Below are 24569 nucleotides of genomic sequence, written 5' to 3' on the forward strand. Positions count from 1 at the left end.
CCTGATCGAGGCCATTTGAGCAAACCCGATGAGTGCAGAGCAGTCGAGCGACATCACCGAGACCATCCGCCGGGTCGGGCAGCAGGCCCGGGCGGCCGGGCGTGCCCTGGCACGTTCCGGCACCGGGGCGCGTAACAGCGCCCTGGCAGCCATTGCCGCCCGCATCGAGGCGGGTGCCGAGGCCATCGCCGCGGCCAACGCCGCGGACCTGGACGCTGCCCGCGAGGCCGGGCTCGATCCGGCCCTGATCGACCGCATGGAGCTGACCCCGGGGCGCATCCAGGGTATGGCCGACGGGTTGCGCGAGATCGCCGGGCTGCCGGACCCGGTTGGCGCGGTGCGCGAACTCTCCGCGCGGCCCTCGGGGATCCAGGTCGGCCGCATGCGCATGCCCATCGGGGTGATCGGCATCATCTACGAGTCTCGTCCCAACGTCACCGCCGATGCCGCCGGGCTGTGCATCAAGTCGGGCAACGCCACCATCCTGCGCGGCGGCTCCGAGGCGATCCGTTCCAATCGGGCCATCGCCGAGCAGATCCGCGCCGGGCTGGAAGATGCCGGGCTGCCCGGCGACGGCGTCCAGGTGGTCGCGACCACGGATCGGGATGCCGTCGGCGCCCTGATCCAGATGCCCGAGTCGGTGGACGTGATCGTCCCGCGCGGCGGCAAGGGCCTGGTCGAGCGCATCGCGCGCGAGGCGCGGGTGCCGGTGATCAAGCACCTCGATGGGGTCTGTCACGTCTACATCGACGGGGCGGCCGATACCGACAAGGCAGTGGCCATCGCCGTCAATGCCAAGACGCAGCGCCTGGGCACCTGCAACACGATGGAGACGCTGCTGGTGGACGAGGCCGCCGCCGGGCGCGTCCTCCCGGAGATCGGCCGCCAGTTGCGCGAGGCCGGGATCGAGGTGCGCGGCTGCCAGCGCACCCGGGACCGGCTCGCCGAGGCTGTACCTGCCACGGAAGCGGACTGGGCTACCGAATACCTGGGGCCGACCCTCTCGGTGCGAGTGGTGGACGGTTTCGAAGAGGCCGTGGCGCACATCGAGCGCTATAGCTCCGGGCATACCGAGGCCATCGTCACCGAGAGTTATCCGCTGGCCCAGCGCTTCCTCCGCGAGGTGGATTCCAGCTCGGTGATGGTCAATGCCTCGACCCGTTTCGCCGACGGTCAGGAGTACGGCCTCGGTGCCGAGATCGGGATCAGCACCGACAAGCTCCACGCCCGCGGCCCGGTGGGGCTGGAAGGGCTGACCACCGAGAAGTGGATCGTCCTTGGTGACGGCCACGTCCGCAGCTGACAGCGAGGTGAGTCGCCGCGTGAGACAACCGCTGCGCACCATTGGCCTGCTTGGTGGCACGTTCGACCCGATCCACTACGGTCACCTGCGCCCGGCTGAGGAGGTCCGCGAGGCGGTACAACTCTCCGAGCTGCGCCTGATCCCGGCGCGCATCCCGCCCCACCGCGCTCGCCCGCGGGTCGGGCCGGAGCAGCGGGCGGAGCTGGTGCGCCGGGCCGTGGCGGGCAATCCCAGCGCCTGTGTCGATGAGCGCGAGCTCCATCGCGACGGCCCCTCCTACACCGTCGACACGCTGGCCGAGCTCCGAGCCGAGCTGGGCGGGGTCTCGCTTTGTCTGATCCTTGGCTACGACACGTTCCTGGGCCTGCCGGGCTGGTCGCGCTGGCGGCTGCTGTTCGAGCGTGCCCACGTCGTGGTCACTGAGCGGCCCGGCGTGCGCGGCGCGCTGCCCGAAGCACTTGCCGAGGAAGTGGCCGACCGCGTCACCGAAGAGCCGGCGGGCCTGCGTCATAGCCCGGCCGGGCGCATCCTGTTCCAGGCGGTGACACCGGTGGATATCTCCGCCACGGGGATCCGCCGTTCCCTGGCCGTGGGTCGGTCCGTGCGCTATCTGCTGCCCGAGGCGGTGCGGCAGCGGGTGGTCGAGGCGGGCTGGTACGGCTATCCGCAGTTGTAAGAGGTCGTCATGGTGGTGGAAGAGCTGGAGCAACGGATCCGCGAGTCCCTCGACGGGATCAAGGCCCTGGACACGGTGGCCATTGATGTCCGCGGGCGCACGCCGGTGACCGACCTGATCGTGGTCACCACTGGCACCTCCCGTCGCCACGTGCACGCGGTGGCGCGCAGCCTGGTCGACGACGCCAAGGCCAGCGGGCTGACGCCGCTGGGCGTGGAGGGCGACGAGCCGAACTCGGAGTGGGTGCTGATCGACCTGGGTGATGCCGTGGTCCACGTCATGACCCGGGAGAGCCGCGATTTCTACCGGCTTGAGCGCATGTGGGAGATGGACGAGGCGTGCGCCTCCACCTCGTCGCAGTAGGCCAGAAGCCGCCGCGCTGGGTGCGGGACGGTTTCGAGGACTACGCCCGGCGCCTGGGCAGGGGGTGGCGTCTGGAACTGCACGAGGTCAGTGCCGGCGGGCGCGGCAACGACGACCCCCACGCCCGCGAGCGCGAGGGCGAGCGGCTACTCCGGGCGCTGCCGTCGCGGGCGGTCTGCGTGGCCCTGGACGAGGCCGGCAAGCCCCGCGACACCCGGCAGTGGGCGCGCAGCCTGGAGCGCTGGAGCCACGAGGGTGGCGAGGCAGCCTTCGTCATCGGCGGCGCCGACGGGCTGAGTGAGGCGGTCCGCGAGCGCGCCGATGCCTGTTGGTCGCTGTCGCCGCTGACCCTTCCGCACATGCTGGTGCGGGTGCTGGTCGCCGAGCAGGTCTACCGCGCCTGGACGCTGCTCAGCGGGCATCCGTATCATCGAACCTGAGCGCACCGCCACAAGGTCTAGGGAAATGGAGCCTTACATCATCCTCGCATCCGGGTCGCCCCGCCGGCGCGAATTGCTCGAGCGCATTGGTATCGGGTATCACACGCTGCCGGTCGCCGTCGACGAAACCCCGGAGCCCGGTGAGGGCGCCGAGATGTTCGTCCTGCGCATGGCCCTGGAGAAGGCCCGGCGCGGCTACGCCGCTGCTGAGCAAAAGGCGCCGGCGCTCGGCGCGGATACCGCGGTGGTCCTCGACGGTGAGATCCTCGGCAAGCCCGCCAGCGAGGCCCACGCCCACGGTATGCTCGAGCGCCTGTCGGGGCAGACCCACCGGGTGGTGACCGGGGTGGCGCTGGTCGACGATCGCGAGGCCACCCGGCTGTCGGTCAGCCAGGTGACCCTGCGCGAGATCACCGCCGAGGAGCGGGCCCGCTACTGGGCCAGCGGCGAGCCGGTGGACAAGGCGGGGGCCTACGCCATCCAGGGCCGGGGCGGGGTCTTCGTCGAACACCTGGAGGGTAGTTACACCGGGGTCATGGGGCTGCCGCTCTACGAGACCACGCTGCTGCTCGACAAGCTCGAGATCCCCTGGCGCGAGCGCTGGTAGGGGGCGCGTGAGCCAGGAGATCCTCATCAACCTCACCCCCCGCGAGACGCGGGTGGCCCTGGTCGAGAACGGCGTCCTTCAGGAGGTCCACCTGGAGCGGGCCCGCCGCCGCGGGCTGGTGGGCAACATCTACCTGGGCCAGGTGCGCCGCGTGCTGCCCGGTATGCAGGCAGCCTTCGTGGATGCCGGGCTGGAGCGCACCGCCTTCCTGCACGTCTCGGATCTGCAGCGCGAATCCGGCGGACCCCCACCCCCCATCGACCGGCTGCTGCGCGAGCAGCAGGCGCTGCTGGTGCAGGTCATCAAGGACCCGATCGGCAACAAGGGGGCCCGGCTCACCACGCAGATCACCGTGCCCTCGCGCTACCTGGTCCTGACCCCGCACTCCGCGGGCGTGGGCATTTCGGCGCGGATCGAGGAGGAGGCCGAGCGCGAGCGGCTGCGTGCGGTGGCTCAGGGGTTCGACGCCGAGCGCGGGGAGGCCGGGCTGATCTTCCGCACCGCGGCCGAGGGGGCCGCGGACGAGGCGCTGAGCGCCGACCACGACTTCCTCGTGCGGCTCTGGGAGAGCATCCGCCGGCGCGCCGGCGAGGCGCAGCCCGGGACCCTGGTCCACGAGGATCTGCCCCTGCTGCTGCGTGCCCTGCGGGATCTGGCCACCCGGGACTTGGAGCGGGTTCGGGTGGACTCCCGCGAGGGTTACCTTCGCCTGCGTGACTTCTGCAAGGACCTGCTGCCCCATGTTGCCGAGCGGGTGGAGCTTTACGCCGGCGAGCGGCCGATCTTCGATCTCTACGGGGTTGAAGAGGAGATCGAGCGCGCTCTGTCGCGCCGTGTGGATCTCAAGTCCGGCGGGCATCTGATCATCGATCAGACCGAGGCGATGACCACCATCGATGTGAACACCGGTGGTTTCGTCGGCAATCGCAACGTCGATGAGACCATCTTCAAGACCAACCTGGAGGCCGCCCAGGCCATCGCCCGGCAGCTGCGCCTGCGCAACCTCGGCGGCATCATCATCGTCGACTTCATCGACATGACCGACGCCGAGCACCGCCGCCAGGTTCTGCGTGCCCTGGAAAAGGCCCTCGAGCGGGATCACGCCAAGACGCAGATCGGTGCCGTCTCCTCGCTGGGGCTGGTGGAGATGACCCGCAAGCGGACGCGGGAGAGCCTCGAGCAGGTGACCTGCGAGCCGTGTCCGACCTGCGGTGGCCGGGGTACGGTGAAGAGCGCCGAAACGGTGGTCTACGAGATCTTCCGCGAGATCCTGCGCGAGGTGCGCCAGTTCGAGTCGCAGCGGGTGATCGTGCTGGCCGCGCCGTCGGTCGTTGAGGTGCTACTCGACGAGGAATCCACCAGCCTGGCGCAGCTTGAGGAGTTCATCGAGCGACCCATCGAGCTGCAGGTCGAGTCCCTCTACGTGGCCGACCAGTACGACGTCATTCCCGTATAATCCGTCGTTATGGTTGCCCTGATGCGCCGCTTCGGCCCGCGCGTGCTGCGCGGCCTGCGCCTGGTGCTGCTGGCGGCGCTGTTCGGCGCTGCAGCACTGCGTCTGGCCGTCTGGCTGGCCCCCAACTTGAACGCGCCGGTGGAACGGTTGGCTGCCGAGGCCCTCGGGGCGCCGGTGGCCGTGGACAGTGCTGATCTGGTCTGGCGCGGCCTGTGGCCGGGGATCGAGCTGACCGGTGTGCGGGTCGGGGACGAGGCGCCGATCACCCTGGAGCGGACCACGCTGACCCCTGCGCCGCTGGAGAGCCTGCGTGCCGGCGCGCTCCGGTGGGCCGCCGTGTCGGCGGCGGGGTTGCGCGTCACCGTGGAGGCGGACCGGCATGGCTGGTCCGTGCCGGGGCTGGGGGACGGGGTGCAGCAAGGGGCGGCGGCGCTGGACCTGCGGGCGGTCCCGCGGCGTGTGGCGTTGCGCGATGCCGCCGTGGAGCTGATCCCCCGCCGGGGTACGGCCGGGGAGCGTGTCCGTTTCGAGCTGGCCGGACGCCGCGACGCCGAGGCGCTGGAGTTCGGCCTGCGCAGCGCCGGGGACGAGGCTGGGCCGGGCCGGGGGCTGCAGCTGGCCGCCCGGTTGCCCTTGCAGGCGCCCGCCGCGGCGACCGTTTATGCGGCGTTTGACGGGGTCGCCGTGGCTCCCTGGGCAGCCGTCCTGACCGATACGCGTGCCTCCGGGATCCTCGACGGTCGGCTCTGGCTGGAGCTGGCCGACGGCCGGGCCGATGCTCTCCACGGCAATCTGCGCGGTCGTGACCTGGGCATGGAGCCGCGGCGGCCGGCGCCGGGAGTCGACAACCTGGCCGCCGAGGCGCGCTTTGCCGGGCGGGACTGGACCGCTGAACTGGCCGCGGCCGAGACGGCGCTCGAGCTGCCCTGGTTGTTCCGGGAGGATGTCGCCGTGGGCCGGGCCCGGGCAGTGCTCGGCGGTAGCTGGCAGCCCGACGGGCGCTGGTCCGTCGAGCTGCCGCGGGTGTTTGTCGAGAACGCCGATACCCGCGCCAGCGGGCGCGGGTCGCTCACCGGCGGCGATGGTGACACCCCGCGGTTGTTCCTGCGCGCCAGCGCCGATGAAATCCCCATCGAGCGGGTGCCCGCCTACGTGCCGGCCGGGGTCACGCCACCGGAGGTGGTCGAGTGGCTGGAGGACGGCCTGCTCGGCGGCACCGCCCACGGTGCCGAGCTGCTCTTCTTCGGCCGTCCCGACCGCTTCCCCTTCGACGCCGGTGACGGTGTCTTCGACGTCCGTGCCGGGGTGCGCGGTGGCCAGTTGCGTTACGACCGCGGTTGGCCGCGGCTGACCGGCATCCACGCCGACCTGCGCTTCCATAACGCCAGCATGGCTATCACCGGTCGCGGGTACACCAACGGGGTGGAACTGCGCGACGTGGCGGTGGGTATCCACGATCTGCGCGAGCCCATCCTCACCGTGCGCGGTCGAGGCGAGGGCGATGCCGGTGGTGGTCTGGGCTTCCTCGCCGGCTCTCCGCTGGGGCGCGAGTGGCTCGGCGATCCGGTGCCGCTGTACGCCAGCGGCCCGATGGCCCTCGACCTGGATCTGGCCGTGCCCCTGGAGATGGTTCACCCCGAGACGGTCCTGCTCGACGGCCGGGTGCAGCTCCACGGGGTCGATGCGGGCATCGATCGCTGGGTGCATGCCCAGGCACTGACCGGTGCCCTGAGCTTCGATGCCGCCGGCATACGCAGCGCCGGGGAGCTGACCGGCCGCTGGGGCGGCGAACCGCTGTCGATTGGGGTGCGTACCGCCACCGTGGAAGGGCGGTCGCGCATCCTCCTCGACGCCGCCGGTCATGGCACGCCAGCGAGCCTCCTCGAGGGGCTGGCCGAGGATCCGGCCTGGCTGAGCGGTGCCGCCCCGTGGTCGGTCCGTGCCCGCCTGCCAGCCTTCCAGCCGCACCTCCAGAGGCCGGAGATGAGCCTGCGGGTGCGCTCGAGCCTCGCAGGCACGCAGATGGCCCTGCCGGCACCGTTCGGGGTCGAGCGCGACGAGCGCCGCCACGTGCAGGCGGACTTGGGCTTCTCGGCCGGGGGGCTCGAGTCGTACTGGCTGAGCTACGGTGAGGAGCTGATGCGCGCCGGGGCGGCGGCGGGCGAAGACGGCCTGCCGCGGTCGCTGGCCCTGCGCTTCGGCCCCGGTGCGTTGAGGTTGCCGACCCGCGGGAGTGTCGTCGAGGGCCGGATCGACGAGCTGGACCTCGATGCCTGGCGGCGCTGGCTGATCGGGCAGGCCGGCGACGGTCTGTCCGGTCTGGGTGCGCAGGGCGCGGCCTGGCGGCCGCCGCTGCCGCTGCGTGGCCACTTGCGCGTCGGCGATCTGACCGTCGGCGCACGGGGGTACGGCGACCAGACGCTGGCGGCGGAGTGGTACGCCGATCAGCCCGGGCAGCTGGCCCTGCGCGGCGATCTGATCAGCGGTCAGGTCACCTGGGACGAGGCGTTGAGGCGGGTCCGGGCCGACCTGGATCACCTGGATCTGCCGGTGCCGCAGGCTGCCCCGGATGCCGGGCCGGACCTGGCTGACCCCCGTCCCCGCATGGCCGGGCCCGGCGCGGCGGCTTGGCCCGAGGTGGATATCGACGTGGCCAGTGTGCGTCTCGCCGGCCGCGTGGCCGGTGCCGGTCGAGTCCGGCTGCGCCCCCGCGGCGAGGTGCTGTACATGGATGAAGCCAGTATCCGCGGGCCCACGCTGCACCTGGTGACCAGCGGGGAGTGGCGGCCCACCGGAACGGCACTGCGGGGCCGGCTGCGCAGCGGCGATGTGGGGGATCTGCTCGGATTGCTGCAGGCACCGCGGGCGGTGACGGTGGCGGACGTCGACATCTCTGCCGAGCTCGGCTGGCCCCAGGCTCCGTGGGGGGTGGAGCTGGCCGATCTGGTGGGCGCGGTGCGGGTGCGCATGAACGACGGGCGCATCACCGACGTGGATCCGGGCGCCGGGCGCGTGGTGGGGCTGCTGGGGCTGCGTATGCTGCCGAGGCGGATCCTGCTCGACTTCGCCGACCTCTCCGGGCAGGGTTTTGCCTTCGATCGCATCAGCGGCCGGGTGACCGCTGCCGGTGGCTACGCCCACGTCGATGATCTGCGCATCGCCGGACCGGCGGCGCGCGTTACCATATCGGGGAACATGAATCTGGCGCAGCGTGTCTACGATAATCATGTCGTTGTCGAGCCGCGCCTCGGGGCGACGTTGCCGCTACTCGGGGCGCTGCTCGGCGGCGGGGTGGGGGCTGCCGGCGGTTTCCTGGCCGATCAACTGCTGGGCGAGGGGGTGGACCGGGCAGCGGCGGTGCGCTATCGCGTGGCGGGGCCGTGGCACGAGCCCCGCGTCATCAGGCTTGGAGTCGAGGATGCAACACAGCGCTAATCGAGCCCGAGGGCTCTCCGAGAACGGCCAGTCCCGGCGTCACAACCTGGCGGCGGTGCAGATGGCCTCGGGCCCCCACGTCGAGGCCAACCTCCAGGAGGCCGAACGGCTCATCGGCGAGGCCGCCGAGGCCGGGGCCGAGCTGGTGGTCCTGCCCGAGAACTTCGCCATCATGGGCTACCAGGACACCGACAAGCTCAAGCACGCCGAGGCCGAGGGCAACGGTCCCATCCAGGCGTTCCTAGCCGAGCAGGCCCGTCGCCACCGAATCGTGCTGGTCGGCGGCACCATCCCGCTGCAGGGCGCGACTCCTGAGCGCATCCGGCCGGCGGCGACGGTCTACGGTCCCGATGGCAGCCGCCTGGCCTGCTACGATAAGATTCATCTATTCGATGTAGAGGTGGCTCCAGGCGAGGCCTATCGGGAATCGAACACCCAGCAGCCCGGGGAGACCCCGTTGGTGGTGGAGACGCCGCTCGGGCGGCTCGGCGTGGCAGTCTGCTACGACCTGCGCTTCCCGGAGCTATTCCGCGAGCTGGCCGCCCAGGGGGCAGAGATCCTAGCGGTTCCATCGGCCTTCACCGCCGTGACCGGCGAGGCGCACTGGAGCGTGCTGGTCCGTGCCCGGGCCATCGAGAATCTCTGCTACGTGGTGGCGTCGGATCAGGGCGGCTACCACGTCAATGGCCGTGAGACCCACGGTGAGAGCATGATCGTCGACCCGTGGGGGCGCGTCATGAAGAGCCTGGAACGCGGCGCCGGGGTGATCACCGTGGAGGTGAGCCTGAGCCGCCTGCACGAGATCCGGGAGCGTTTCCCGGCCCTCCTTCACCGCAAGTTGTAGGTGACCGAATGATGAACCACGCCGAAGCCGCTACTGCGACCCCGGACCCGCTTCGTCAAGCCGAGGAGCGGTTGCTGGCGCCGGCCGCACTCGACGAGGCGCGCCTCGGTCAGGTGTTCAGCCGCCTGCTGCGCCCAGGCGTGGACTTCGCCGATCTCTATTTCCAGGCCGCCCGGCGCGAGGCCTGGGTGCTTGAGGACGGCATCGTCCGCGAGGGCAGCCATAGCATCGACCGCGGTGTGGGTGTACGTGCCGTCAGCGGCGAGAAGACCGGGTTCGCCTACTGCGACGAGATTGGTCTGGAGGCGTTGCTGGATGCCTCCTCGGCTGCTGGTGCGGTGGCGCGCAGCGGACAGAGCCGCAGCCTGGCCGCCTTCCGCAGCGGTGCCGTGGGCGGGCTCTACCACGGCGATGATCCGCTGGCGAGCCTCAGCGCGGACAACAAAGTGGCCCTGCTGCACCGTGCCGAGGCCGCGGCGCGTGCCGTCGACCCGCGCATCGTCCACGTGGTGGTGAGCCTGGCCGGTGCCCACGACACCATCCTGGTGGCGAACTCCGAGGGCGGCTGGGCCGGGGATATCCGCCCGCTGGTCCGGCTCAACGTCTCGGTGCTGGCGGCCGCCGGCGAGCGCCGCGAGAGCGGGGCTTCCGGTGGGGGCGGGCGTTACGACTACACGCGTTTCGTCGAGCCGGAGCGTGTCGAGGCCTATGCCCGCGAGGCGGCCCGTCAGGCGCTGGTCAACCTCGAGGCCGAAGAGGCGCCGGCGGGGAATCTGCCCGTGGTCCTCGGTCCCGGGTGGCCCGGGGTGCTCCTGCACGAGGCCGTCGGCCATGGCCTGGAGGGGGATTTCAACCGCAAGGGGACCTCGGCATTCACCGACCGCATTGGCGAGCGGGTGGCCTCTCCGCTGTGCACCGTCGTCGACGACGGTACCATCGCCCATCGGCGGGGGTCGCTGAACATCGATGACGAGGGCCACCCCAGCCAGTGCAACACCCTGATCGAGGACGGGGTGCTCACCGGCTACATGCAGGACCGGCAGAATGCCGGACTGATGGGCATGGCGCGCACCGGTAATGCCCGCCGGGAGTCCTACGCCCACCTGCCCATGCCGCGGATGACCAATACCTACATGCTCGCCGGTCCCCACGACCCCGACGAGATCATCGCCTCGGTGGACCGGGGGCTGTACGCGGTGAACTTCGGCGGCGGCCAGGTGGACATCACCTCGGGCAAGTTCGTCTTCTCGGCCAGCGAGGCCTACTGGATCGAGAACGGGCGTATCCAGCACCCGGTCAAGGGCGCGACCCTCATCGGCAACGGGCCGGATGTGCTCACACGGGTGAGTATGGTGGGCAACGACCTGAAGCTCGACGGCGGTATCGGGGTCTGCGGCAAGGAGGGGCAAAGCGTCCCCGTGGGGGTCGGCCAACCAACGCTCAGGGTCGACGGCATGACCGTCGGCGGCACCCAGGCCTGATCGCCCCGCGCCGTCGCCTGGAAACCCAACTGACAACGGAGAAGGCGAATCCATGCCGGATCCCCGCAACGAACTACCCGCCCCGGCAGCGCTGGAAGGTCTGGTGCAGCAGGCCCTCGACGAGGCCCGCGGGCACGGGGCCGATGCTGCCGAGGCGGCCTGCTCCGGCGACATCGGCCTTTCGGTGAACGTTCGCAAGGGTGAGATCGATACCCTGGAGCACCACCGTGGCCGGGATATGGGGGTCACCGTGTACTTCGGTGGCCGCAAGGGCAGTGCCTCGGCCGGGGAGCTGTCCGAGCAGGCGGTGCGCGAAGCCGTGCAGGCGGCCTGCGACATCGCCCGCTACACCTCCGAGGACCCTGCGAACGGTCTGGCACCGGCCGAGCGCATGGCGGTGGACCCGCCGGACCTCGACCTCGATCACCCCTGGCCCCTGTCGGCGGACGACGCCGTGGAGCTCGCCCGCGACTGCGAGGCGGCGGCGGTGGAGGCCGATCGGCGTATCGAGAACACCGAGGGTGCCGGGGTCAGCATCCACCGCGGCCTGCACGCCTACGGCAACAGCCACGGTTTCTTTTCGGTGCTGCCGGAGTCGCGCCACGGTATCCACTGCGTGGCGGTGGCCGGACGCGGCGAGGCCATGCAGCGCGACCACTGGTACAGCGTGGCCCGCGACCCCGCGGCTCTGGAGGAGGCCCGGGCTGTGGGGCGCCAGGCGGCCGAGCACGCCGTGGCCCGGCTTGGCGCCGAGAGTCTCAACACCGAACGGGTACCGGTGCTCTTCCGTGCTCCCGTGGCCCGCGGGCTGGTGGGCCATCTGGTCTCGGCGGTCCGGGGCAGTGCCCTGTACCGGCAGGCTTCGTTCCTGGTCGACAGCGCCGGCGAGCAGCTCTTCCCCGCCTGGCTGCATATGGTCGAGCGGCCGCACATTTGCCGGGCGCTGGGCAGCACGGCGTTCGATGCGGAAGGGGTGGCCACCACCGAGTCGGCGCTGGTGCAGGACGGGGTGCTGCAGCGCTATGTGCTGGACAGCTACTCCGCCCGCCGTCTGGGCCTGGAGACCACAGCCAACGCCGGCGGCGTCCACAACCTGGAGGTCAGCGGCGGCGATGAGGACTTCGACGCCCTGCTCCGGCGCATGGGCCGCGGGTTGGTGGTCACTGAGCTGATGGGCCAGGGGGTCAACCTGGTCACCGGCGACTACTCCCGTGGTGCCGCCGGTTTCTGGGTGGAGAACGGGGCCATCGACCGCCCGGTCCAGGAGATCACCATCGCCGGCCATCTGCGCGATCTTTTTGCCGGCATCCAGGCGGTGGGCGGCGACGTGGACCGGCGCGGCAACATCCGCTGTGGCTCGATCCTGGTCGAGGAGATGACCGTCGCCGGGCAGTGAGCGTCCGGTGCCGGGCGCGGGTCAACCGTGCTCGGTCTCGCCGAAGCCCTCGGCCACCAGACGGGTTAGGGCCTCGAGGGCGGCCTCGGCGTCCGCGCCCTCGGCCTCAATGGTGATCGTGGCCTGATGGCCGGCGGCGAGCATCATCAGTCCCATGATGCTCTTGCCGTTGACGCGCTTGTCCCCGTAGCGGACGTGGATCTCGCTCTCGTACTCGCTGGCGATGGTCACGAAACGGGCGGCGGCTCGGGCGTGGAGTCCGAGGCGGTTGGTGATGGTGGCTTGTTGCTCGATCATGACGGCGGGGCTCCTTCACCGACCGCGATGATGCCGGCTCGGCCGCCGGCAGCGGCGGATTCGGCCAGTTCGTCGAGGGATCGCCCGGGGTAGTTGAAGACGCGCAGGAGCATCGGCAGGTTCAGGCCGGTGACCACCCGGCAGTGGCGGTCGGTGCCGGCCGCCACGGCGACGTTGGAGGGGGTGGAGCCGTAGGCGTCGGAGAGGATGAGGACCCCGGCCCCCTGGTCGAGCCGGGTGATCAGGGCGCCGGCGCGTTCGAGTAGCTCGTTGCGCTCGTCCTCGTTGAAGACCTCCAGCGACTCGGTCTGCAGCGGGCAGATGCCGAGCGTGCGCGAGGCCGTGGCCAGGATCTCCGAGCCGATGTGTCGGTGGGCGACGATGAGCAGTCCGACCCTCATGACAGCTCCCGGTGGCGCAGGGTCACGTGGCTGCAGTCAGCCTGCAGTGCTGCGGCCAGCCGCTCGGCGAGGTAGACCGAACGGTGCTGCCCGCCGGTGCAGCCGATGGCCACGGTCAGGTAGCTGCGCCCTGACTGCTGATGGACCGGCAGCCAGTGGCGAATCATCGTGTCGATCTGGTCGAACAGGGTCTCGGTTTCGGGCTGCGCCTCCAGGAAGGCGCGGACGCTGTCATCGCGGCCGGTGTAGGCGCGCAGCCGAGGCTCCCAGTGTGGATTGGGCAGGCAGCGGGCGTCGAAGACGTAGTCGGCGTCCGTGGGGATGCCGTGCTTAAAGCCGAAGGACTGGACCAGCACCGACACGCCGCTGCGCTCGCCCGCGACCCGCTCGGAGATCAGCCCGCGCAGGTCGTGGACCGTGGTCCGCGAGGTGTCGATACTCCAGTCGGCCACCTCGCGCAGCGGTTCGAGCAGGGCGCGCTCGGCGCGCAGGGCGTCGGCCAGCGGCTGATCGCCCTCGGCGAGGGGGTGGCGCCGCCGGGTCTCGCTGTAGCGGCGCATGAGGATGGCGTCTTCGGCGTAGAGGAACAGCACCTCGGTGGCGATGCCCTGCTCGCGCAGCGCAGTCAGCGTCTCGGGCAGGCGCTGCAGGTCGCGGGGCGGGTTGCGGGCGTCCAGCCCCACCGCGAAGCGCTCGCCGGTGGGTGCGTCGCGATTCTGCGCGTAGCGGGCCAGCTCGCCGATCAGGCTCACTGGCAGGTTATCGATGCAGTAGTAACCGGCGTCTTCCAGGGTGTGCAGGGCGACGCTCTTGCCCGAGCCCGACAGGCCGCTGACCACGATCAGGCGCAGTTCGCTCATGCCGGCACCCCGTGGTTCCGGCCGCTGCGCTGGTGTGTTGCGACCTCCGCGACGAGGCGGCCGGCGGCGGCCTCGATCAGCGGCGCCAGCGGCCGGCGTTCGCTGTCGGTCAGGGTCACCCGGGGTAGGGCCAGGCCGAGCAGTTCGCGGTGATCGCGCCGGCCGTGCAGGGCGGCCTCGGCTTCGGTGGGGCCGGGAGCGCGCTGGAGCTGGATGCACAGAGCCACGGCGGTCTCGCTGCGCAGCGCCGCGGGGCCGTAGAGTTCGGTGATGTCCACCAGGCCGAGGTCGCGCAGGTAGAGCAGCCCCCGCCCCTGCTGCGGACCGGCGCCGAGCAGGCGGTCACCGTCGCGGCGCAGCTGTACGGCGTCGTCGGCCACCAGGGCGTGACCACGGTCGAGCAGCGCCAGGGCGGCGTCGCTCTTGCCCACGCCGCTGGGGCCCTCCAGCAGGATCCCGCGGCCGTGGACCGCCATCAGCAGGCCGGGGATGACCGGCCGGTTCCCGGCCGCGTTCACGATGGGTCGGCGTGCGACTGCCATTCGCGCAGGGCCATCTGCAGCTCGTCCCCGTCCGAGGAGCGGCGCAGCCGCTCGCACAGGCTGCTGTCGCTGAACATCTCGGCAAGGCTGGCGAGGATCTGCAGGTGCTCGTCGGTGAAGTGCTCGGGTACGACGAGGGCGAAGAGCAGGTCCACCGGTGCCTTGTCGAAGGCGTCGAAATCGATGCCCCGGTCCAGGCGGATGAGGGCCCCGATGGCGCGGTCGATCCCGTCGATGCGGGCGTGGGGCACGGCGACGCCGTGCCCCAGGCCCGTGCTGCCCAGTCGCTCACGGGCCAGCAACCGGTTGCTGATCTCCCGGGCGTCGAGGCCGTCGCCGCTGGCCCCGATCAGCTCGCCTATGCGCAGGAGCACCTGCTCCTTGTCCTCGATGCCGCTCTCGCAGCGAACACGTTCCGGCGTGATGAGTTGCTCGATGTCCATGGAGTGTCCGATCGGCTGGCCCGCTGAACCGCGTCCCGCCGCCTTAAAAGTTGGCCTTGAGGGACGCGCCCTGCCGTCGCTGATCGACGGCCTTCTCTTTGTGTTTCAGGACCTGACGGTCAAGCTTGTCCACGAGCACGTCAATGGCTGCATAGAGATCCTCCTCGATGGCATCGGCAAAAACGCGCCCGCCGCCACCCCCGATGTGGATGACCGACTCGGCCTTCTGCTGCTTCTTCTCCACCGTGAGGATCACCTCGGTATCGATGACGTGGTCGAAGTGGCGCTGGATGCGTTGCATCTTCTCGTTCACATGCGCCCGGAGGGCCGGGGTGATCTCGACATGATGCCCACTGAGCTTGATCTGCATACCGCCTCCTGAACCCCTTTGCCGCCGGCGGAGCCGGGGGCCTCAGCGCCCCCGGGCCTCCCTGCGCTCCGCCGACGATGCGATGGACAGGGACTCCCGGTACTTGGCGACCGTCCGACGCGCCACCTGGATCCCCTCCTCATGAAGGATACGCGCAATCGCGCTGTCACTCAGCGGTTTTGCCCGATCCTCCTCGGCGATCAGCCGGCGGATCCGCGCCCGGATCGCCGTCGCCGAAGCCTCTCCGCCGTCGCTGGTCTGCACGTGGCTCGAGAAAAAGTACTTGAACTCGAAGGTGCCCCGCGGGGTGTGCATGTACTTGTTGGTGGTGATGCGGGAGATGGTGGACTCGTGCATCTCCACCGCCTCGGCGATCTCGCGCAGAACCAGTGGTTGCATCGCCTCCTCGCCGTGGTCGAGGAACCCCTGTTGCCGCTCTACGATGGCGCTGGCCACTTTCAGCAAGGTCTCGTTCCTGCTGCGCAGGCTCTTGATCAGCCAGCGCGCCTCTTGGAGATGGTTGCGCAGGCAGTGGTTGTCCGCGCTGCGGTCCGCTCTGCGGATCAGGCTGGCGTAATACGCGTTGACGCGCAAGCGGGGGGCGGTCTCGCCGTTGAGTTCCACCTGCCAGACGCCGTCGCGGCGCACGACGAGGACATCGGGGATGATGTAGTCCGGGGTTGTGTCGCTGATCTGCGAGCCCGGGCGTGGATCGAGGCTCTGGATCAGACCGAGGATGCCGCCGAGGGCATCTTCGCCGACCCCCAGGGCGCGGCCCAGGTCGTCATGGCGGCGTTCGGCGATGAGCTCCAGGTGGTGGAGGAGGGCGTGCTGCGCCTCCGCACGCCAGGGCGTGTCCTCGGGAAGCTGCTCGAGCTGGACGCACAGCGCTTCCTGAGGGTCGCGGGCGGCAACGCCGGTCGGGTCGAGCCGCTGGACACGCTGCAGGACCGCCTCTAGCTCCTCGGCGCTGACTTGCTCGTCGGCCGGACAGCCGGCCAGCAGATCCTCGGTGCTCTGGGTCAGGTAGCCGTCGTCGCCGACGGCGTCGACGATGACCTCGGCGATGGAGCGCTCCCGGGCGGAGAAGGCCTCGAGCTCGATCTGCGCGTGCAGGTGCTGCTGGAGGCTGTCGGAGGCGGCCGGCCGGTTGTCGAGGGTGTCGCGCTGCGCACCCTCGTCGCCGGGGGCGCTCAGTGCCGTGCTGCCGTCGTAGATGTCGTCCCAGGAGGTGTCCAGGGGCAGGTCTTCGGGGATGTCCTCGCCGGCGGGTTCGCTGGCCGGTGCCTCGTCCTCGTGGGGTTCCGTTTCCTGCTGCTCCTGCTCCTGCCCGGGCTCGGCCTCCTCATCGAGCTCGAGCATGAAGTTCGACTCCAGGGCCTGCTGGATCTCGGTGCGCAGCTCCAGGCTGGAGAGCTGCAGCAGCCGGATGGCCTGCTGCAGCTGCGGGGTCATGGTCAGCTGCTGACCGATGCGTAGCTGAAGCGACTGCTTCATGGCCGTGTCCGTTGTGCTTGAAGCATCCGTAGTCCGTCACTCACAGGCGGAAGTCCTCGCCCAGGTACACCTCGCGTACCCGCGGGTTGGCCAGCACGCTCTCGGCGTCCCCGGCGGCCAGCACCTCGCCGTCACTGAGGATGTAGGCGCGTTGCACGATGCCCAGCGTCTCGCGCACGTTATGGTCGGTGATCAGCACGCCGATACCCCGTTGCGCCAGCTGGCGGACGATCCGCTGGATCTCGCCCACCGAGATGGGGTCGACCCCGGCGAATGGCTCATCAAGCAGTATGAACCGCGGATTCGCCGCGAGGGCGCGGGCGATCTCCACGCGCCGGCGCTCGCCCCCGGACAGGGCGATCCCCGGGGAGTCGCGCACGTGGGTCACGCCGAACTCCTCGAGCAGGCGATCCAGCTCCTGCTCGCGCTCAGTGCCGTCCAGGTCGTCGCGCAGCTGCAGGATGGCCCGTACGTTATCCGCAACGCTCAGTTTACGAAAGACCGAGGGTTCCTGGGGGAGGTAGCCGATGCCCAATCGGGCCCGGGCGTGAATGGGCAACCGAGTGAGGTCGTCGCCTTCCAGGGTGATTCGCCCCTCGTCGGCCTGCACCAGGCCGACGACCATGTAAAAGCACGTGGTCTTGCCGGCCCCGTTGGGGCCGAGCAGGCCGACGATCTCACCGTCGGCGACCTCCAGCCCCGCGCCGTTGACCACGGTGCGGCCGCGATAGCGCTTGCTCAGCCCCTCCGCGCGCAGCGTCACCAACGGGTCATTCCTCCTCGCGCCGTGCCGGATACAGGATGGTCCGCGCCCGCTGCCCCTCGGCGCCGCGGGCCTTCATGACCTGCCCCTCCAGGTCGACGTCGATGGTCTCGGCGGTGACTTGATCATCCCCCTGCCAGAGATGTGCATCGCCCTGGAAATGGGCACGTTCGGGACCGCGGGAGTAGTACTCCATGCGTTTCGCCTCGGCATGCACGGGGCGAGGCTGGTTCTCGGGGTGGTCGCGGTAGGTGGCCGGCGTGCCGTCGACGTAGACGTGGCTCAGGTCGCCGTCCTCGTCGGTGTAGACCTCCATGCGATCCCCGGTGATGCGCATCTCGCCCCGCGTGAGCACGGCGTCGCCCTCGTAGACGCTGACTCCGGCGACCGCGTCGACATCCACCCGGTCGGCCTCCAGTTCGATCGGTGCCTCGTCGCGCTGGCCCACGGCCGTTGCCGGCAGGGCAGCGGCGAGCAGGGTCGCGGCGACGAGCAGTCCCACGCGGATACGGCTGGCGGCGTCAGTACGCTCCATACGACCCCCGGACGTCGGCGTGCAGGCGCAGGCGATCCGCGCGGTAATCCAGGGTCATCCCGGTTCCGCGCAGGGTGCCGGCCGGCTCGCGAGCGGTGACCGCCTCGACGGTGCGCGCCTCGCCGGCGCGCAGGTCCACCAGCAGGTTGTGGGTGTTGATATCCAGCGGCGGACGCGCCTGCTGGGCCGGACGACGGATGTCCACCTCTTCGAACAGGCGGACTTCCCCGCCCTCGCGTTCGGCGATGCCGAAGGGGGCGCGGGCCTCCCAGAGGACGCCGTCGCGAGAGCGCATGCGCAGGTCGGGGTCGATGATCTCGAGCTCGCCGCGGCCGGGGAAGTGCTCGCCGGTGCGCCCGGAAAGGGCCGCACGGCGCTGCCCCTGCTCGTCGAAATCAACCATGGTAAACCCCTCGAGGAAGAAGTCCGGGCGCTCTTCGGGAGGGGCAGCGGTCTCCGGGGCCGGCGGCGCCGGGTCGCGGGTAAGCAGCAGACCGAGGAGGACGGTCAGGGCGAGGGCTGCTAGGGGGTAGAGGGAGCCGCGGCGCATGGCTCAGCCTTCCGCCCGGCGCAGCATCGGTTCAAGGTGGCCCTGGGCGTGCAGGATCAGCTCGGCCACCTCGCGCACGGCGCCGCGCCCCCCGGGGCGTGCAGTGACCCAGTCGGCCTGGGCGTGCAGCTGGGGGTGGCCGTCGGCCACGGCGACCCCGAAACCGGCCCGGCGGATCGCCGGCAGGTCGATCAGGTCGTCACCGGTGTAGGCGCACGCCTCCGGGGCGAGCCCGAGGCGCTCGGCCACCTCGGTCAGGGCGTCGCCCTTGTCCGAGCGGCCACGCAGGACGTGGCGGACCCCGAGCTCCTCGGCCCGGCGCATGACCGAGTGCCCCCCGCGGGCGGTGATCCAGCCCACCTCGATACCGGCGTCCTGGAGCATGCGCAGCCCCTTCCCGTCGTGGATGTGGAACGCCTGCAGCGGCTCACCGCTGCCGCCGACGAAGACGGTCCCGTCGGTAAGGACGCCATCGACGTCGAACAGGGCGAGGCGCACCGGCTCGGCCCGGCGCAGGACGTCCGGCGTGGGTGCGTCGCAGTAGGGGCGGGGCGGGGTGGTGCTCATACGACTCCGGCGCGCAGCAGGTCGTGCATGTTCAGGGCGCCCACCAGCCGGTCCTCGGCGTCGGTGACCAGCAGGGCATTGATGCGGTGGCGCTCCATGCGCTCGGCGGCCTCGGCGGCGAGCAGATCCGGTGACGCGGTCTGCGGGCTCAGGCTCATCACCGCCTCGATGGGGGTCTGGTGGATGTCGGCCCCGCGGTCCAGGGTCCGGCGCAGGTCGCCGTCGGTGAAGATGCCCAGCACCCGCTGCTCCTCGTCGACGATGGCGGTCATGCCCAACCCCTTGCGGCTGATCTCCAGCAGGGCGTCACGGAGAGCAGTTCCGGGGGCGACGCGGGGGATGCGCTCGCCGGTCTGCATGATGTCCTCGATATGGAGCAGCAGCCGGCGTCCGAGTTTGCCGCCGGGGTGCGAACGGGCAAAGTCCTCGGCGGTGAAGCCGCGCGCATCGAGCAGTGCGACGGCGAGGGCGTCGCCCATGGCCAGGGTGGCCGTCGTGCTTGCCGTGGGCGCCAGCCCGAGAGGGCAGGCCTCCTGTTCGACGCCGACGTTCAGGTGGACCGAGGCAGCCCGGGCCAGGGTCGACTCCGGACGTCCGGTGAGGGCGATCAGCGGCACCCCGAGGCGCTTGATCAGCGGCAGGATGGCGGTGAGCTCGTCGGTCTCGCCGGAGTTCGACAGCGCGATGACCACATCGTCGGGGGTGACCATGCCCAGGTCGCCGTGGCTGGCCTCGCCGGGGTGGACAAAGAACGCCGGTGTCCCGGTGCTCGCCAGGGTGGCGGCCATCTTCGAGCCGATGTGCCCGGACTTGCCCATCCCGGTGACGATCACCCGTCCACGGCAGGCGAGCATGTGCCGGCACGCTTCGCTGAAAGGCTGGTCGATGTGCTCGCCGAGGGCGGCGACGGCATCGGCCTCGAGCTGCAGGACGGCGCGACCGAGGGCCCGGAGTCGCTCGTCGCCTTCTTCCGGGGCGCCTTGGTGCCGTTCGATCAGGGTGCGCATGGGCGTCATCCGTCCATTCTACGACATCTGTTCGCCGGATCGGACAACCCCCGGGGCAGAATTGACCACCCCGGCGCGGGGATGGATACTGCCGGTCCCTTTTCCAGAACCGAGTAGGCTGATGGGCGTCGCAGACACCGGCGACGAGATCTTGGCGCGGGTGCGTGGCCTGCGGGTCGAGCGCGGCGGCCGGGCGATCTTCGATGGCGTGGACCTCGACATCCGGCGGGGTCGGGTGACCGCCATCATGGGCCCGAGTGGCACGGGCAAAACCACCCTCCTGCGCGTGCTGGGCGGTCAGCTCCGGCCCGGGGCCGGCTCGGTGGAGGTCATGGGCGAGGAGGTGCCCCGCCTCGGTCGCCAGGCGCTCTATCGCCTGCGTCGGCGCATGGGGGTGCTGTTCCAGAGCGGGGCGCTGTTCACCCACCTGTCAGTCTTCGAGAATGTGGCTTTCCCGCTGCGTGAGCACACCCGGCTCCCCGAATCCCTGCTCGAGACCCTGGTTCTGCTCAAGCTCGAGGCGGTGGGGCTGCGTGGCGCCCGGGAGCTGATGCCGGCGGAGCTCTCCGGCGGCATGGCCCGGCGGGTGGCCCTGGCCCGGGCCATCGCCATGGATCCGGCGATGGTGATGTACGACGAGCCCTTCGCCGGCCAGGACCCGATCACCATGGGGGTGCTGGTGGACCTGATTCGGCGGCTCAACGATGTCCTCGGCCTGACCTCGGTGGTGGTTTCCCACGACGTCCAGGAGACCCTGGCCATCGCGGATTACGTCTACGTACTGGCCGACGGGGCGGTCATCGCCGAGGGCACCCCGGCGGCCCTGCAGGAGGCGCAGTCGGAGTCGCTGCGCCAGTTCATTGATGCCCGGCCGGACGGGCCGGTGCCGTTCCACTATCCGGCGCCCGGGCTGGCCGACGAGCTGATCGGCGGGGGGCGGCGATGACCGGTCTGTTCCAGGCGTTGGGGCAGCGGACCCTGAACGGGCTGCGTGGCCTGGGTGAGGCGGTGCTGCTGATGGGGCGGATCCTGCGGGCCGCTCCCGAGGTGGTGGTGCGTCCGCGGTTGCTCGTCGAACAGATCTACGCCGTGGGCGTGTTGTCGCTGGTGATCATCCTGGTCTCGGCGCTGTTCGTCGGCATGGTGCTCGGCCTGCAGGGGTACTACACCCTGTCGGACTTTGGGGCCACTGAGGCGGTGGGCACGATGGTCGCCCTGTCGCTGGTCCGCGAGCTTGGCCCGGTGGTCACTGCGCTTCTCTTCGCCGGGCGGGCCGGCTCGTCGCTGACCGCCGAAGTGGGGCTGATGAAGGCCACCGAGCAGCTCTCGAGCATGGAGATGATGGCGGTGGACCCGGAGCGACGCATCCTGGCGCCGCGCTTTTTCGCCGCCCTGCTGGCGGTGCCGCTGCTTGCCGCCGTGTTCAGTGCCGTGGGCGTTTTCGGCGGCTATCTGGTGGCGGTGGGCATGGTTGGAGTGGATGGCGGGGCATTCTGGTCCAACATGCAGAACGCCGTCACCATTCAGGATGATATCTTGAACGGCGTGATCAAGAGCGTCGTCTTCGGCTTTCTGGTCGGTTGGATCGCTCTGCACAAGGGGTACATGGCGGTGCCGACCTCCAGTGGCGTCAGCCGGGCGACGACCCTCGGTGTGGTGCACGCCTCGCTGGCGGTGCTCGGGCTCGACTTCCTGCTCACCGCACTGATGTTCGACTGACGGAGCAAGGGTATGAGTCAGCGGCTCGTGGAGATCTGGGTCGGGGTGTTCGTGGCCATCGGCCTGGCGGCGATGATGGTCCTGGCCCTGCAGGTCAGCGGCCTGACCGAGCTGCGCCAGCCGCCCGGCTACCACGTTACGGCCAAGTTCGACAATGTCGGCGGCCTGCGCGAGAAGGCGCCGGTGAGCATGGCCGGGGTTCGGGTGGGGCGGGTCGAGGCGATTCGGCTCGATCCGGACAGCCACCAGGCCGAGGTCAAGATGCGCATCAACGAACGCTTCGGTGCCATCCCGGCGGACAGTGCGGCGGCCATCTACACCTCCGGTCTGCTCGGCGAGCAGTACGTGGGGCTGGAGCCGGGGTGGGAGACCGAGCCCCTGGCCGATGGTGACCGGATCACCGAGACCCAGTCGGCCGTGGTTCTCGAGCGGATCATCGGCCAGTTCGTTACCGGCATGCAGGACTGAGTTCGCCAAGCGCGATGGAGGCAGGAGCGATGTTCAAGGCGAATCGGTGGACCCGGGATCTGGCACTGGCCTTGGGGCTGGTGCTGGTGCTGGCGCTCGCTGCCGGGCAGGCGGTGGCCAAGCCGGACCCGCGGCAGGTGGTGCAGGAGGTGACCGACGAGGTGATGCGGGTGCTCGATGAGCACGGCGAGGAAATCGTTGGCGATCCGGTGGCCCTCTACGAGAAGCTGGCCCCGGTGGTCGAACCACACATCGATTACGACCGGATCGGTGCGCGCATTCTCGGGCCGCACTGGCGGGACGCCGACGCGCAGACCCGCGAGCGCTTCGTCACCGAGTTCCAGCGCAGCCTGCTGAGGACTTACGCCTCCAGCATGGAGGATTACACGGGCGTCGACGTGCGCATCCTGGGCAGCCGGCAGCGCGACGGCGGTGTCCAGGTGGGCATGGAGGTCGGTTCCGGCGACAGCCGTGCGCGCATCCTCTATCGACTGGAGGAGCGGGAGGAGGCCTGGAAGCTGGTGGATGTCACCGCCGAGGGCGTCAGCCTCATCCACAACTACCGCGAGGACTTCCGGTCGCGCCTGCGGGACAAGGATCTTGAGACCGTGATCGAGGAGATGGCACAGCGCAACCGGGACATCGGTTTCGAATGACCCGCGCGGCCCTCGTCAACGGTGCCGACGGGCGCTGGCGGGTTACAGGGCGCCTGGAGCTCGATACCGTGGGGGAGCTGTGGGCGCAGGGCATGGAGCGGTTCGCCGTTGAGGGCGGGGCCTGCGAGATCGATCTGGCCGAGGTGGAGCGGACCGACAGCGCCGGTGTTGCGCTCCTGATCGACTGGACCCGGCAAGCCCGGGGGCGGGGCGGGCGGCTGCGCCTTTGCCATGTTCCCGAGCAGATGCTGGCCATTGTCCGGGCCAGTGGGGCCGGGTCGGTGCTGGAAATCGCCGACGTCCCGGCCTGAATCCGCTATAATCGTCCGCCTTCGCGGGGAGCCCGCGGTCCGTTTCCGGAGGGGATCGCCCCATGATGCAGCCAGAAGAGATCGAACGCCTGATCCAGGAACAGCTCAGCGATGTTCGGGTGGAGGTCAGTGGTGACGGTCGCCACTTCCGTGCCTTCATCGTCAGCCCCGACTTCCAGGGGCTGTCGCGCATCCAGCGCCACCGCCTGGTCAATCGCGCCCTGCGCGCCCACATCGATGACGATACCCTGCACGCCATCTCCATGCGGACCCTGACGCCCCCGGAGCACGAGCAACAGCAGAAGGCGGGGTAGGCCGATGGAGCGACTGCTCATCCGCGGCGGCAACCCCCTGCGCGGCGACATCCGTATCTCCGGAGCGAAGAATGCGGCCCTGCCGGTCATGGCGGCGACCCTGCTGGCCGACGGGCCGACCACCGTCGGTAACATCCCGCACCTGCACGACGTCACCACCACCATGGAGCTGCTCGGGCGCATGGGCGTGGAGCTGACCGTGCACGAGGGGATGGAGGTCGAGGTCAACACCGCGACCATCGACAGCTTTCGGGCCCCCTACGAGCTGGTCAAGACGATGCGTGCCTCGATCCTGGTGCTCGGGCCGTTGCTGGCGCGTTTCGGCCGGGCCGAGGTGTCGCTGCCCGGCGGCTGCGCCATCGGCTCGCGTCCGGTCAACATCCACGTGGATGGGCTGCGCGCCATGGGCGCCGAGATCGAGGTGCGCGATGGCTACATCAAGGGGCACGCCGACCGAATCCGGGGGGCGCACATCCGCATGGATGTCTCGACGGTCACCGGCACGGAGAATCTGATGATGGCGGCCGCCCTGGCCCGTGGTACCACGGTGCTGGAGAACGCCGCCCGCGAGCCCGAGGTGATCAATCTGGCGGACTGCATCAACGCCATGGGCGGGCACGTCCAGGGGGCGGGCACGTCGACCCTGACCATCGAAGGGGTTGAGACCCTGCGCGGGGTGCACCACCGGGTGCTGCCGGATCGCATCGAGACCGGCACTTACCTGGTGGCCGCGGCCATGACCGGTGGTGAGGTGCGGCTCAAGGATACCGCACCGGAGCTCGTGGAGTCGGTCCTGGGCAAGCTCCGCGAGAGCGGAGCGGAGGTGGCCACCGGGCGCGACTGGGTGACGCTGCGCATGGATGGTCGCCCCCGCGCCGTGAACCTGGAGACCGCTCCGTACCCCGGGTTCCCCACCGACATGCAGGCGCAGTTCTGCGCGCTGAACGCGATCTCCACCGGGGTCGGGACGGTGACCGAGACCGTCTTCGAGAATCGCTTCATGCACTGCCTGGAGATGCAACGCATGGGTGCCGACATCCAGATCGAAGGCCCCCGGGCGCGCATCCGCGGCGTCGAGCAGCTGACCGCAGCACCGGTGATCGCCACCGACCTGCGCGCCTCGGCAAGCCTGGTGCTGGCCGGGCTGGTGGCCGAGGGAGAGACGCGGGTGGACCGGATCTACCACATCGACCGGGGCTACGAGTGTATCGAGGAGAAGCTGGCGCAGCTCGGCGCCGATATCCAGCGTGTCCCCGACTGACGACGGA

At 70.3% G+C, this 24569-nt stretch carries 29 protein-coding genes; 17 read left to right on the top strand and 12 right to left on the bottom strand.

The window, feature by feature from the left end; genetic code table 11:
* Positions 1 to 28 precede the first annotated feature (28 nt).
* The 10 genes from LRG07_RS08420 to pmbA are packed head-to-tail and all read left to right on the top strand — an operon-like array spanning position 29 to position 12001.
* The gene (locus LRG07_RS08420; protein ID WP_201172757.1) at positions 29 to 1303 is read left to right on the top strand and encodes a glutamate-5-semialdehyde dehydrogenase; all 1275 of its coding nucleotides are present in this window, start codon (positions 29 to 31) and stop codon (positions 1301 to 1303) included.
* A gap of 19 nt (positions 1304 to 1322) precedes the next feature.
* Positions 1323 to 1979 carry a nicotinate-nucleotide adenylyltransferase gene (gene nadD, locus LRG07_RS08425; RefSeq protein WP_201172755.1) on the top strand — a complete coding sequence of 219 codons (657 nt, stop codon included), beginning with the start codon at positions 1323 to 1325 and terminating at the stop codon, positions 1977 to 1979.
* A gap of 9 nt (positions 1980 to 1988) precedes the next feature.
* Entirely contained in the window at positions 1989 to 2342 is a 354-nt protein-coding gene (gene rsfS, locus LRG07_RS08430; RefSeq protein ID WP_201172753.1) for a ribosome silencing factor, read from the top strand.
* Positions 2318 to 2782, top strand: coding sequence for a 23S rRNA (pseudouridine(1915)-N(3))-methyltransferase RlmH (gene rlmH / locus LRG07_RS08435; RefSeq protein WP_201172744.1), 465 nt, complete (start codon positions 2318 to 2320; stop codon positions 2780 to 2782). Before rsfS ends, rlmH begins: the two co-directional genes overlap by 25 nt.
* A 25-nt stretch (positions 2783 to 2807) precedes the next feature.
* Positions 2808 to 3389 (top strand): nucleoside triphosphate pyrophosphatase, encoded by a 582-nt coding sequence (locus tag LRG07_RS08440; protein WP_238642139.1) that lies wholly within the window; start codon positions 2808 to 2810, stop codon positions 3387 to 3389.
* A gap of 7 nt (positions 3390 to 3396) precedes the next feature.
* A complete protein-coding gene (gene rng / locus LRG07_RS08445) occupies positions 3397 to 4845 on the top strand; it encodes a ribonuclease G (protein ID WP_201172738.1) in 1449 nt (482 codons plus the stop codon).
* 21 nt (positions 4846 to 4866) lie between these two features.
* Positions 4867 to 8280, top strand: coding sequence for a YhdP family protein (locus tag LRG07_RS08450; RefSeq protein WP_238635066.1), 3414 nt, complete (start codon positions 4867 to 4869; stop codon positions 8278 to 8280).
* Positions 8264 to 9124 carry a carbon-nitrogen hydrolase family protein gene (locus LRG07_RS08455; RefSeq protein ID WP_201172726.1) on the top strand — a complete coding sequence of 287 codons (861 nt, stop codon included), beginning with the start codon at positions 8264 to 8266 and terminating at the stop codon, positions 9122 to 9124. Before LRG07_RS08450 ends, LRG07_RS08455 begins: the two co-directional genes overlap by 17 nt.
* An 11-nt stretch (positions 9125 to 9135) precedes the next feature.
* Entirely contained in the window at positions 9136 to 10605 is a 1470-nt protein-coding gene (gene tldD, locus LRG07_RS08460; RefSeq protein ID WP_370641528.1) for a metalloprotease TldD, read from the top strand.
* Positions 10606 to 10657: 52 nt separating this feature from the next.
* Positions 10658 to 12001 carry a metalloprotease PmbA gene (pmbA, locus tag LRG07_RS08465; RefSeq protein ID WP_201172712.1) on the top strand — a complete coding sequence of 448 codons (1344 nt, stop codon included), beginning with the start codon at positions 10658 to 10660 and terminating at the stop codon, positions 11999 to 12001.
* Between the two features lie 21 nt (positions 12002 to 12022).
* Here the strand turns inward: pmbA and LRG07_RS08470 are convergent, their stop codons facing one another.
* Genes LRG07_RS08470 through LRG07_RS08525 form a run of 12 tightly spaced genes read right to left on the bottom strand, consistent with a single transcriptional unit; the run spans position 12023 to position 19842 of the window.
* Entirely contained in the window at positions 12023 to 12298 is a 276-nt protein-coding gene (locus LRG07_RS08470) for an HPr family phosphocarrier protein (RefSeq protein WP_201172710.1), read from the bottom strand.
* Positions 12295 to 12699 carry a PTS sugar transporter subunit IIA gene (locus LRG07_RS08475; RefSeq protein WP_201172708.1) on the bottom strand — a complete coding sequence of 135 codons (405 nt, stop codon included), beginning with the start codon at positions 12697 to 12699 and terminating at the stop codon, positions 12295 to 12297. Before LRG07_RS08475 ends, LRG07_RS08470 begins: the two co-directional genes overlap by 4 nt.
* Positions 12696 to 13559, bottom strand: a complete 864-nt coding sequence (gene rapZ / locus LRG07_RS08480) for an RNase adapter RapZ (RefSeq protein ID WP_201172705.1) — start codon at positions 13557 to 13559, stop codon at positions 12696 to 12698. Before rapZ ends, LRG07_RS08475 begins: the two co-directional genes overlap by 4 nt.
* Positions 13556 to 14101, bottom strand: coding sequence for an HPr kinase/phosphorylase (locus LRG07_RS08485; RefSeq protein WP_201172703.1), 546 nt, complete (start codon positions 14099 to 14101; stop codon positions 13556 to 13558). The genes rapZ and LRG07_RS08485 overlap by 4 nt, the downstream gene beginning before the upstream one ends.
* Positions 14074 to 14544, bottom strand: a complete 471-nt coding sequence (locus tag LRG07_RS08490) for a PTS sugar transporter subunit IIA (protein WP_201172700.1) — start codon at positions 14542 to 14544, stop codon at positions 14074 to 14076. Before LRG07_RS08490 ends, LRG07_RS08485 begins: the two co-directional genes overlap by 28 nt.
* A gap of 43 nt (positions 14545 to 14587) precedes the next feature.
* On the bottom strand, positions 14588 to 14914 hold the full coding sequence (hpf, locus tag LRG07_RS08495; RefSeq protein ID WP_238642141.1) for a ribosome hibernation-promoting factor, HPF/YfiA family: 327 nt from the start codon (positions 14912 to 14914) through the stop codon (positions 14588 to 14590).
* A gap of 42 nt (positions 14915 to 14956) precedes the next feature.
* Positions 14957 to 16411, bottom strand: a complete 1455-nt coding sequence (locus tag LRG07_RS08500) for an RNA polymerase factor sigma-54 (RefSeq protein WP_201172695.1) — start codon at positions 16409 to 16411, stop codon at positions 14957 to 14959.
* A gap of 40 nt (positions 16412 to 16451) precedes the next feature.
* Complete coding sequence (gene lptB / locus LRG07_RS08505; protein WP_201172693.1) at positions 16452 to 17177, bottom strand: LPS export ABC transporter ATP-binding protein; 726 nt, start codon at positions 17175 to 17177, stop codon at positions 16452 to 16454.
* A gap of 4 nt (positions 17178 to 17181) precedes the next feature.
* Positions 17182 to 17709, bottom strand: coding sequence for a lipopolysaccharide transport periplasmic protein LptA (gene lptA, locus LRG07_RS08510; protein ID WP_238633528.1), 528 nt, complete (start codon positions 17707 to 17709; stop codon positions 17182 to 17184).
* Entirely contained in the window at positions 17696 to 18259 is a 564-nt protein-coding gene (gene lptC / locus LRG07_RS08515; protein WP_238642142.1) for an LPS export ABC transporter periplasmic protein LptC, read from the bottom strand. Before lptC ends, lptA begins: the two co-directional genes overlap by 14 nt.
* A 3-nt stretch (positions 18260 to 18262) precedes the next feature.
* Complete coding sequence (locus tag LRG07_RS08520) at positions 18263 to 18826, bottom strand: HAD family hydrolase (RefSeq protein WP_238633530.1); 564 nt, start codon at positions 18824 to 18826, stop codon at positions 18263 to 18265.
* Complete coding sequence (locus tag LRG07_RS08525) at positions 18823 to 19842, bottom strand: KpsF/GutQ family sugar-phosphate isomerase (RefSeq protein ID WP_238642143.1); 1020 nt, start codon at positions 19840 to 19842, stop codon at positions 18823 to 18825. The genes LRG07_RS08520 and LRG07_RS08525 overlap by 4 nt, the downstream gene beginning before the upstream one ends.
* A gap of 112 nt (positions 19843 to 19954) precedes the next feature.
* Between LRG07_RS08525 and LRG07_RS08530 the strand changes: the two genes are divergently transcribed.
* The 7 genes from LRG07_RS08530 (at position 19955) to murA (ending at position 24562) form a co-directional block, all read left to right on the top strand.
* A complete protein-coding gene (locus LRG07_RS08530; protein ID WP_201172663.1) occupies positions 19955 to 20779 on the top strand; it encodes an ABC transporter ATP-binding protein in 825 nt (274 codons plus the stop codon).
* Entirely contained in the window at positions 20776 to 21552 is a 777-nt protein-coding gene (gene mlaE / locus LRG07_RS08535) for a lipid asymmetry maintenance ABC transporter permease subunit MlaE (RefSeq protein WP_201172660.1), read from the top strand. Before LRG07_RS08530 ends, mlaE begins: the two co-directional genes overlap by 4 nt.
* A gap of 12 nt (positions 21553 to 21564) precedes the next feature.
* On the top strand, positions 21565 to 22020 hold the full coding sequence (gene mlaD, locus LRG07_RS08540) for an outer membrane lipid asymmetry maintenance protein MlaD (protein ID WP_201172657.1): 456 nt from the start codon (positions 21565 to 21567) through the stop codon (positions 22018 to 22020).
* Between the two features lie 29 nt (positions 22021 to 22049).
* Positions 22050 to 22676: a phospholipid-binding protein MlaC gene (locus LRG07_RS08545; protein ID WP_238636689.1), complete on the top strand. Its 627-nt coding sequence runs from the start codon at positions 22050 to 22052 to the stop codon at positions 22674 to 22676.
* Positions 22673 to 22987, top strand: coding sequence for a lipid asymmetry maintenance protein MlaB (locus LRG07_RS08550; RefSeq protein WP_201172651.1), 315 nt, complete (start codon positions 22673 to 22675; stop codon positions 22985 to 22987). The genes LRG07_RS08545 and LRG07_RS08550 overlap by 4 nt, the downstream gene beginning before the upstream one ends.
* A 62-nt stretch (positions 22988 to 23049) precedes the next feature.
* On the top strand, positions 23050 to 23301 hold the full coding sequence (locus LRG07_RS08555; protein ID WP_201172648.1) for a BolA family protein: 252 nt from the start codon (positions 23050 to 23052) through the stop codon (positions 23299 to 23301).
* 4 nt (positions 23302 to 23305) lie between these two features.
* Positions 23306 to 24562: a UDP-N-acetylglucosamine 1-carboxyvinyltransferase gene (murA, locus tag LRG07_RS08560; RefSeq protein WP_238642144.1), complete on the top strand. Its 1257-nt coding sequence runs from the start codon at positions 23306 to 23308 to the stop codon at positions 24560 to 24562.
* Positions 24563 to 24569: the final 7 nt, after the last annotated feature.

This window comes from Halorhodospira sp. 9622 (genome assembly GCF_022228025.1).
Taxonomy (GTDB): domain Bacteria; phylum Pseudomonadota; class Gammaproteobacteria; order Nitrococcales; family Halorhodospiraceae; genus Halorhodospira; species Halorhodospira halophila_A.

Excerpts from the sequence above, each read along its gene's own strand:
- LRG07_RS08420 (WP_201172757.1), top strand. The coding sequence starts at position 29 with ATGAGTGCAGAGCAGTCGAGCGACATCACCGAGACCATCCGCCGGGTC.
- rsfS (WP_201172753.1), top strand. The coding sequence starts at position 1,989 with ATGGTGGTGGAAGAGCTGGAGCAACGGATCCGCGAGTCCCTCGACGGG.
- LRG07_RS08440 (WP_238642139.1), top strand. The coding sequence starts at position 2,808 with ATGGAGCCTTACATCATCCTCGCATCCGGGTCGCCCCGCCGGCGCGAA.
- LRG07_RS08450 (WP_238635066.1), top strand. The coding sequence starts at position 4,867 with ATGCGCCGCTTCGGCCCGCGCGTGCTGCGCGGCCTGCGCCTGGTGCTG.
- LRG07_RS08455 (WP_201172726.1), top strand. The coding sequence starts at position 8,264 with ATGCAACACAGCGCTAATCGAGCCCGAGGGCTCTCCGAGAACGGCCAG.
- tldD (WP_370641528.1), top strand. The coding sequence starts at position 9,136 with ATGAACCACGCCGAAGCCGCTACTGCGACCCCGGACCCGCTTCGTCAA.
- pmbA (WP_201172712.1), top strand. The coding sequence starts at position 10,658 with ATGCCGGATCCCCGCAACGAACTACCCGCCCCGGCAGCGCTGGAAGGT.
- LRG07_RS08470 (WP_201172710.1), bottom strand. The coding sequence starts at position 12,298 with ATGATCGAGCAACAAGCCACCATCACCAACCGCCTCGGACTCCACGCC.
- LRG07_RS08475 (WP_201172708.1), bottom strand. The coding sequence starts at position 12,699 with ATGAGGGTCGGACTGCTCATCGTCGCCCACCGACACATCGGCTCGGAG.
- rapZ (WP_201172705.1), bottom strand. The coding sequence starts at position 13,559 with ATGAGCGAACTGCGCCTGATCGTGGTCAGCGGCCTGTCGGGCTCGGGC.
- LRG07_RS08485 (WP_201172703.1), bottom strand. The coding sequence starts at position 14,101 with ATGGCAGTCGCACGCCGACCCATCGTGAACGCGGCCGGGAACCGGCCG.
- LRG07_RS08490 (WP_201172700.1), bottom strand. The coding sequence starts at position 14,544 with ATGGACATCGAGCAACTCATCACGCCGGAACGTGTTCGCTGCGAGAGC.
- hpf (WP_238642141.1), bottom strand. The coding sequence starts at position 14,914 with ATGCAGATCAAGCTCAGTGGGCATCATGTCGAGATCACCCCGGCCCTC.
- LRG07_RS08500 (WP_201172695.1), bottom strand. The coding sequence starts at position 16,411 with ATGAAGCAGTCGCTTCAGCTACGCATCGGTCAGCAGCTGACCATGACC.
- lptA (WP_238633528.1), bottom strand. The coding sequence starts at position 17,709 with ATGGAGCGTACTGACGCCGCCAGCCGTATCCGCGTGGGACTGCTCGTC.
- lptC (WP_238642142.1), bottom strand. The coding sequence starts at position 18,259 with ATGCGCCGCGGCTCCCTCTACCCCCTAGCAGCCCTCGCCCTGACCGTC.
- LRG07_RS08520 (WP_238633530.1), bottom strand. The coding sequence starts at position 18,826 with ATGAGCACCACCCCGCCCCGCCCCTACTGCGACGCACCCACGCCGGAC.
- LRG07_RS08525 (WP_238642143.1), bottom strand. The coding sequence starts at position 19,842 with ATGACGCCCATGCGCACCCTGATCGAACGGCACCAAGGCGCCCCGGAA.
- LRG07_RS08530 (WP_201172663.1), top strand. The coding sequence starts at position 19,955 with ATGGGCGTCGCAGACACCGGCGACGAGATCTTGGCGCGGGTGCGTGGC.
- mlaE (WP_201172660.1), top strand. The coding sequence starts at position 20,776 with ATGACCGGTCTGTTCCAGGCGTTGGGGCAGCGGACCCTGAACGGGCTG.
- mlaD (WP_201172657.1), top strand. The coding sequence starts at position 21,565 with ATGAGTCAGCGGCTCGTGGAGATCTGGGTCGGGGTGTTCGTGGCCATC.
- LRG07_RS08545 (WP_238636689.1), top strand. The coding sequence starts at position 22,050 with ATGTTCAAGGCGAATCGGTGGACCCGGGATCTGGCACTGGCCTTGGGG.
- LRG07_RS08550 (WP_201172651.1), top strand. The coding sequence starts at position 22,673 with ATGACCCGCGCGGCCCTCGTCAACGGTGCCGACGGGCGCTGGCGGGTT.
- LRG07_RS08555 (WP_201172648.1), top strand. The coding sequence starts at position 23,050 with ATGATGCAGCCAGAAGAGATCGAACGCCTGATCCAGGAACAGCTCAGC.
- murA (WP_238642144.1), top strand. The coding sequence starts at position 23,306 with ATGGAGCGACTGCTCATCCGCGGCGGCAACCCCCTGCGCGGCGACATC.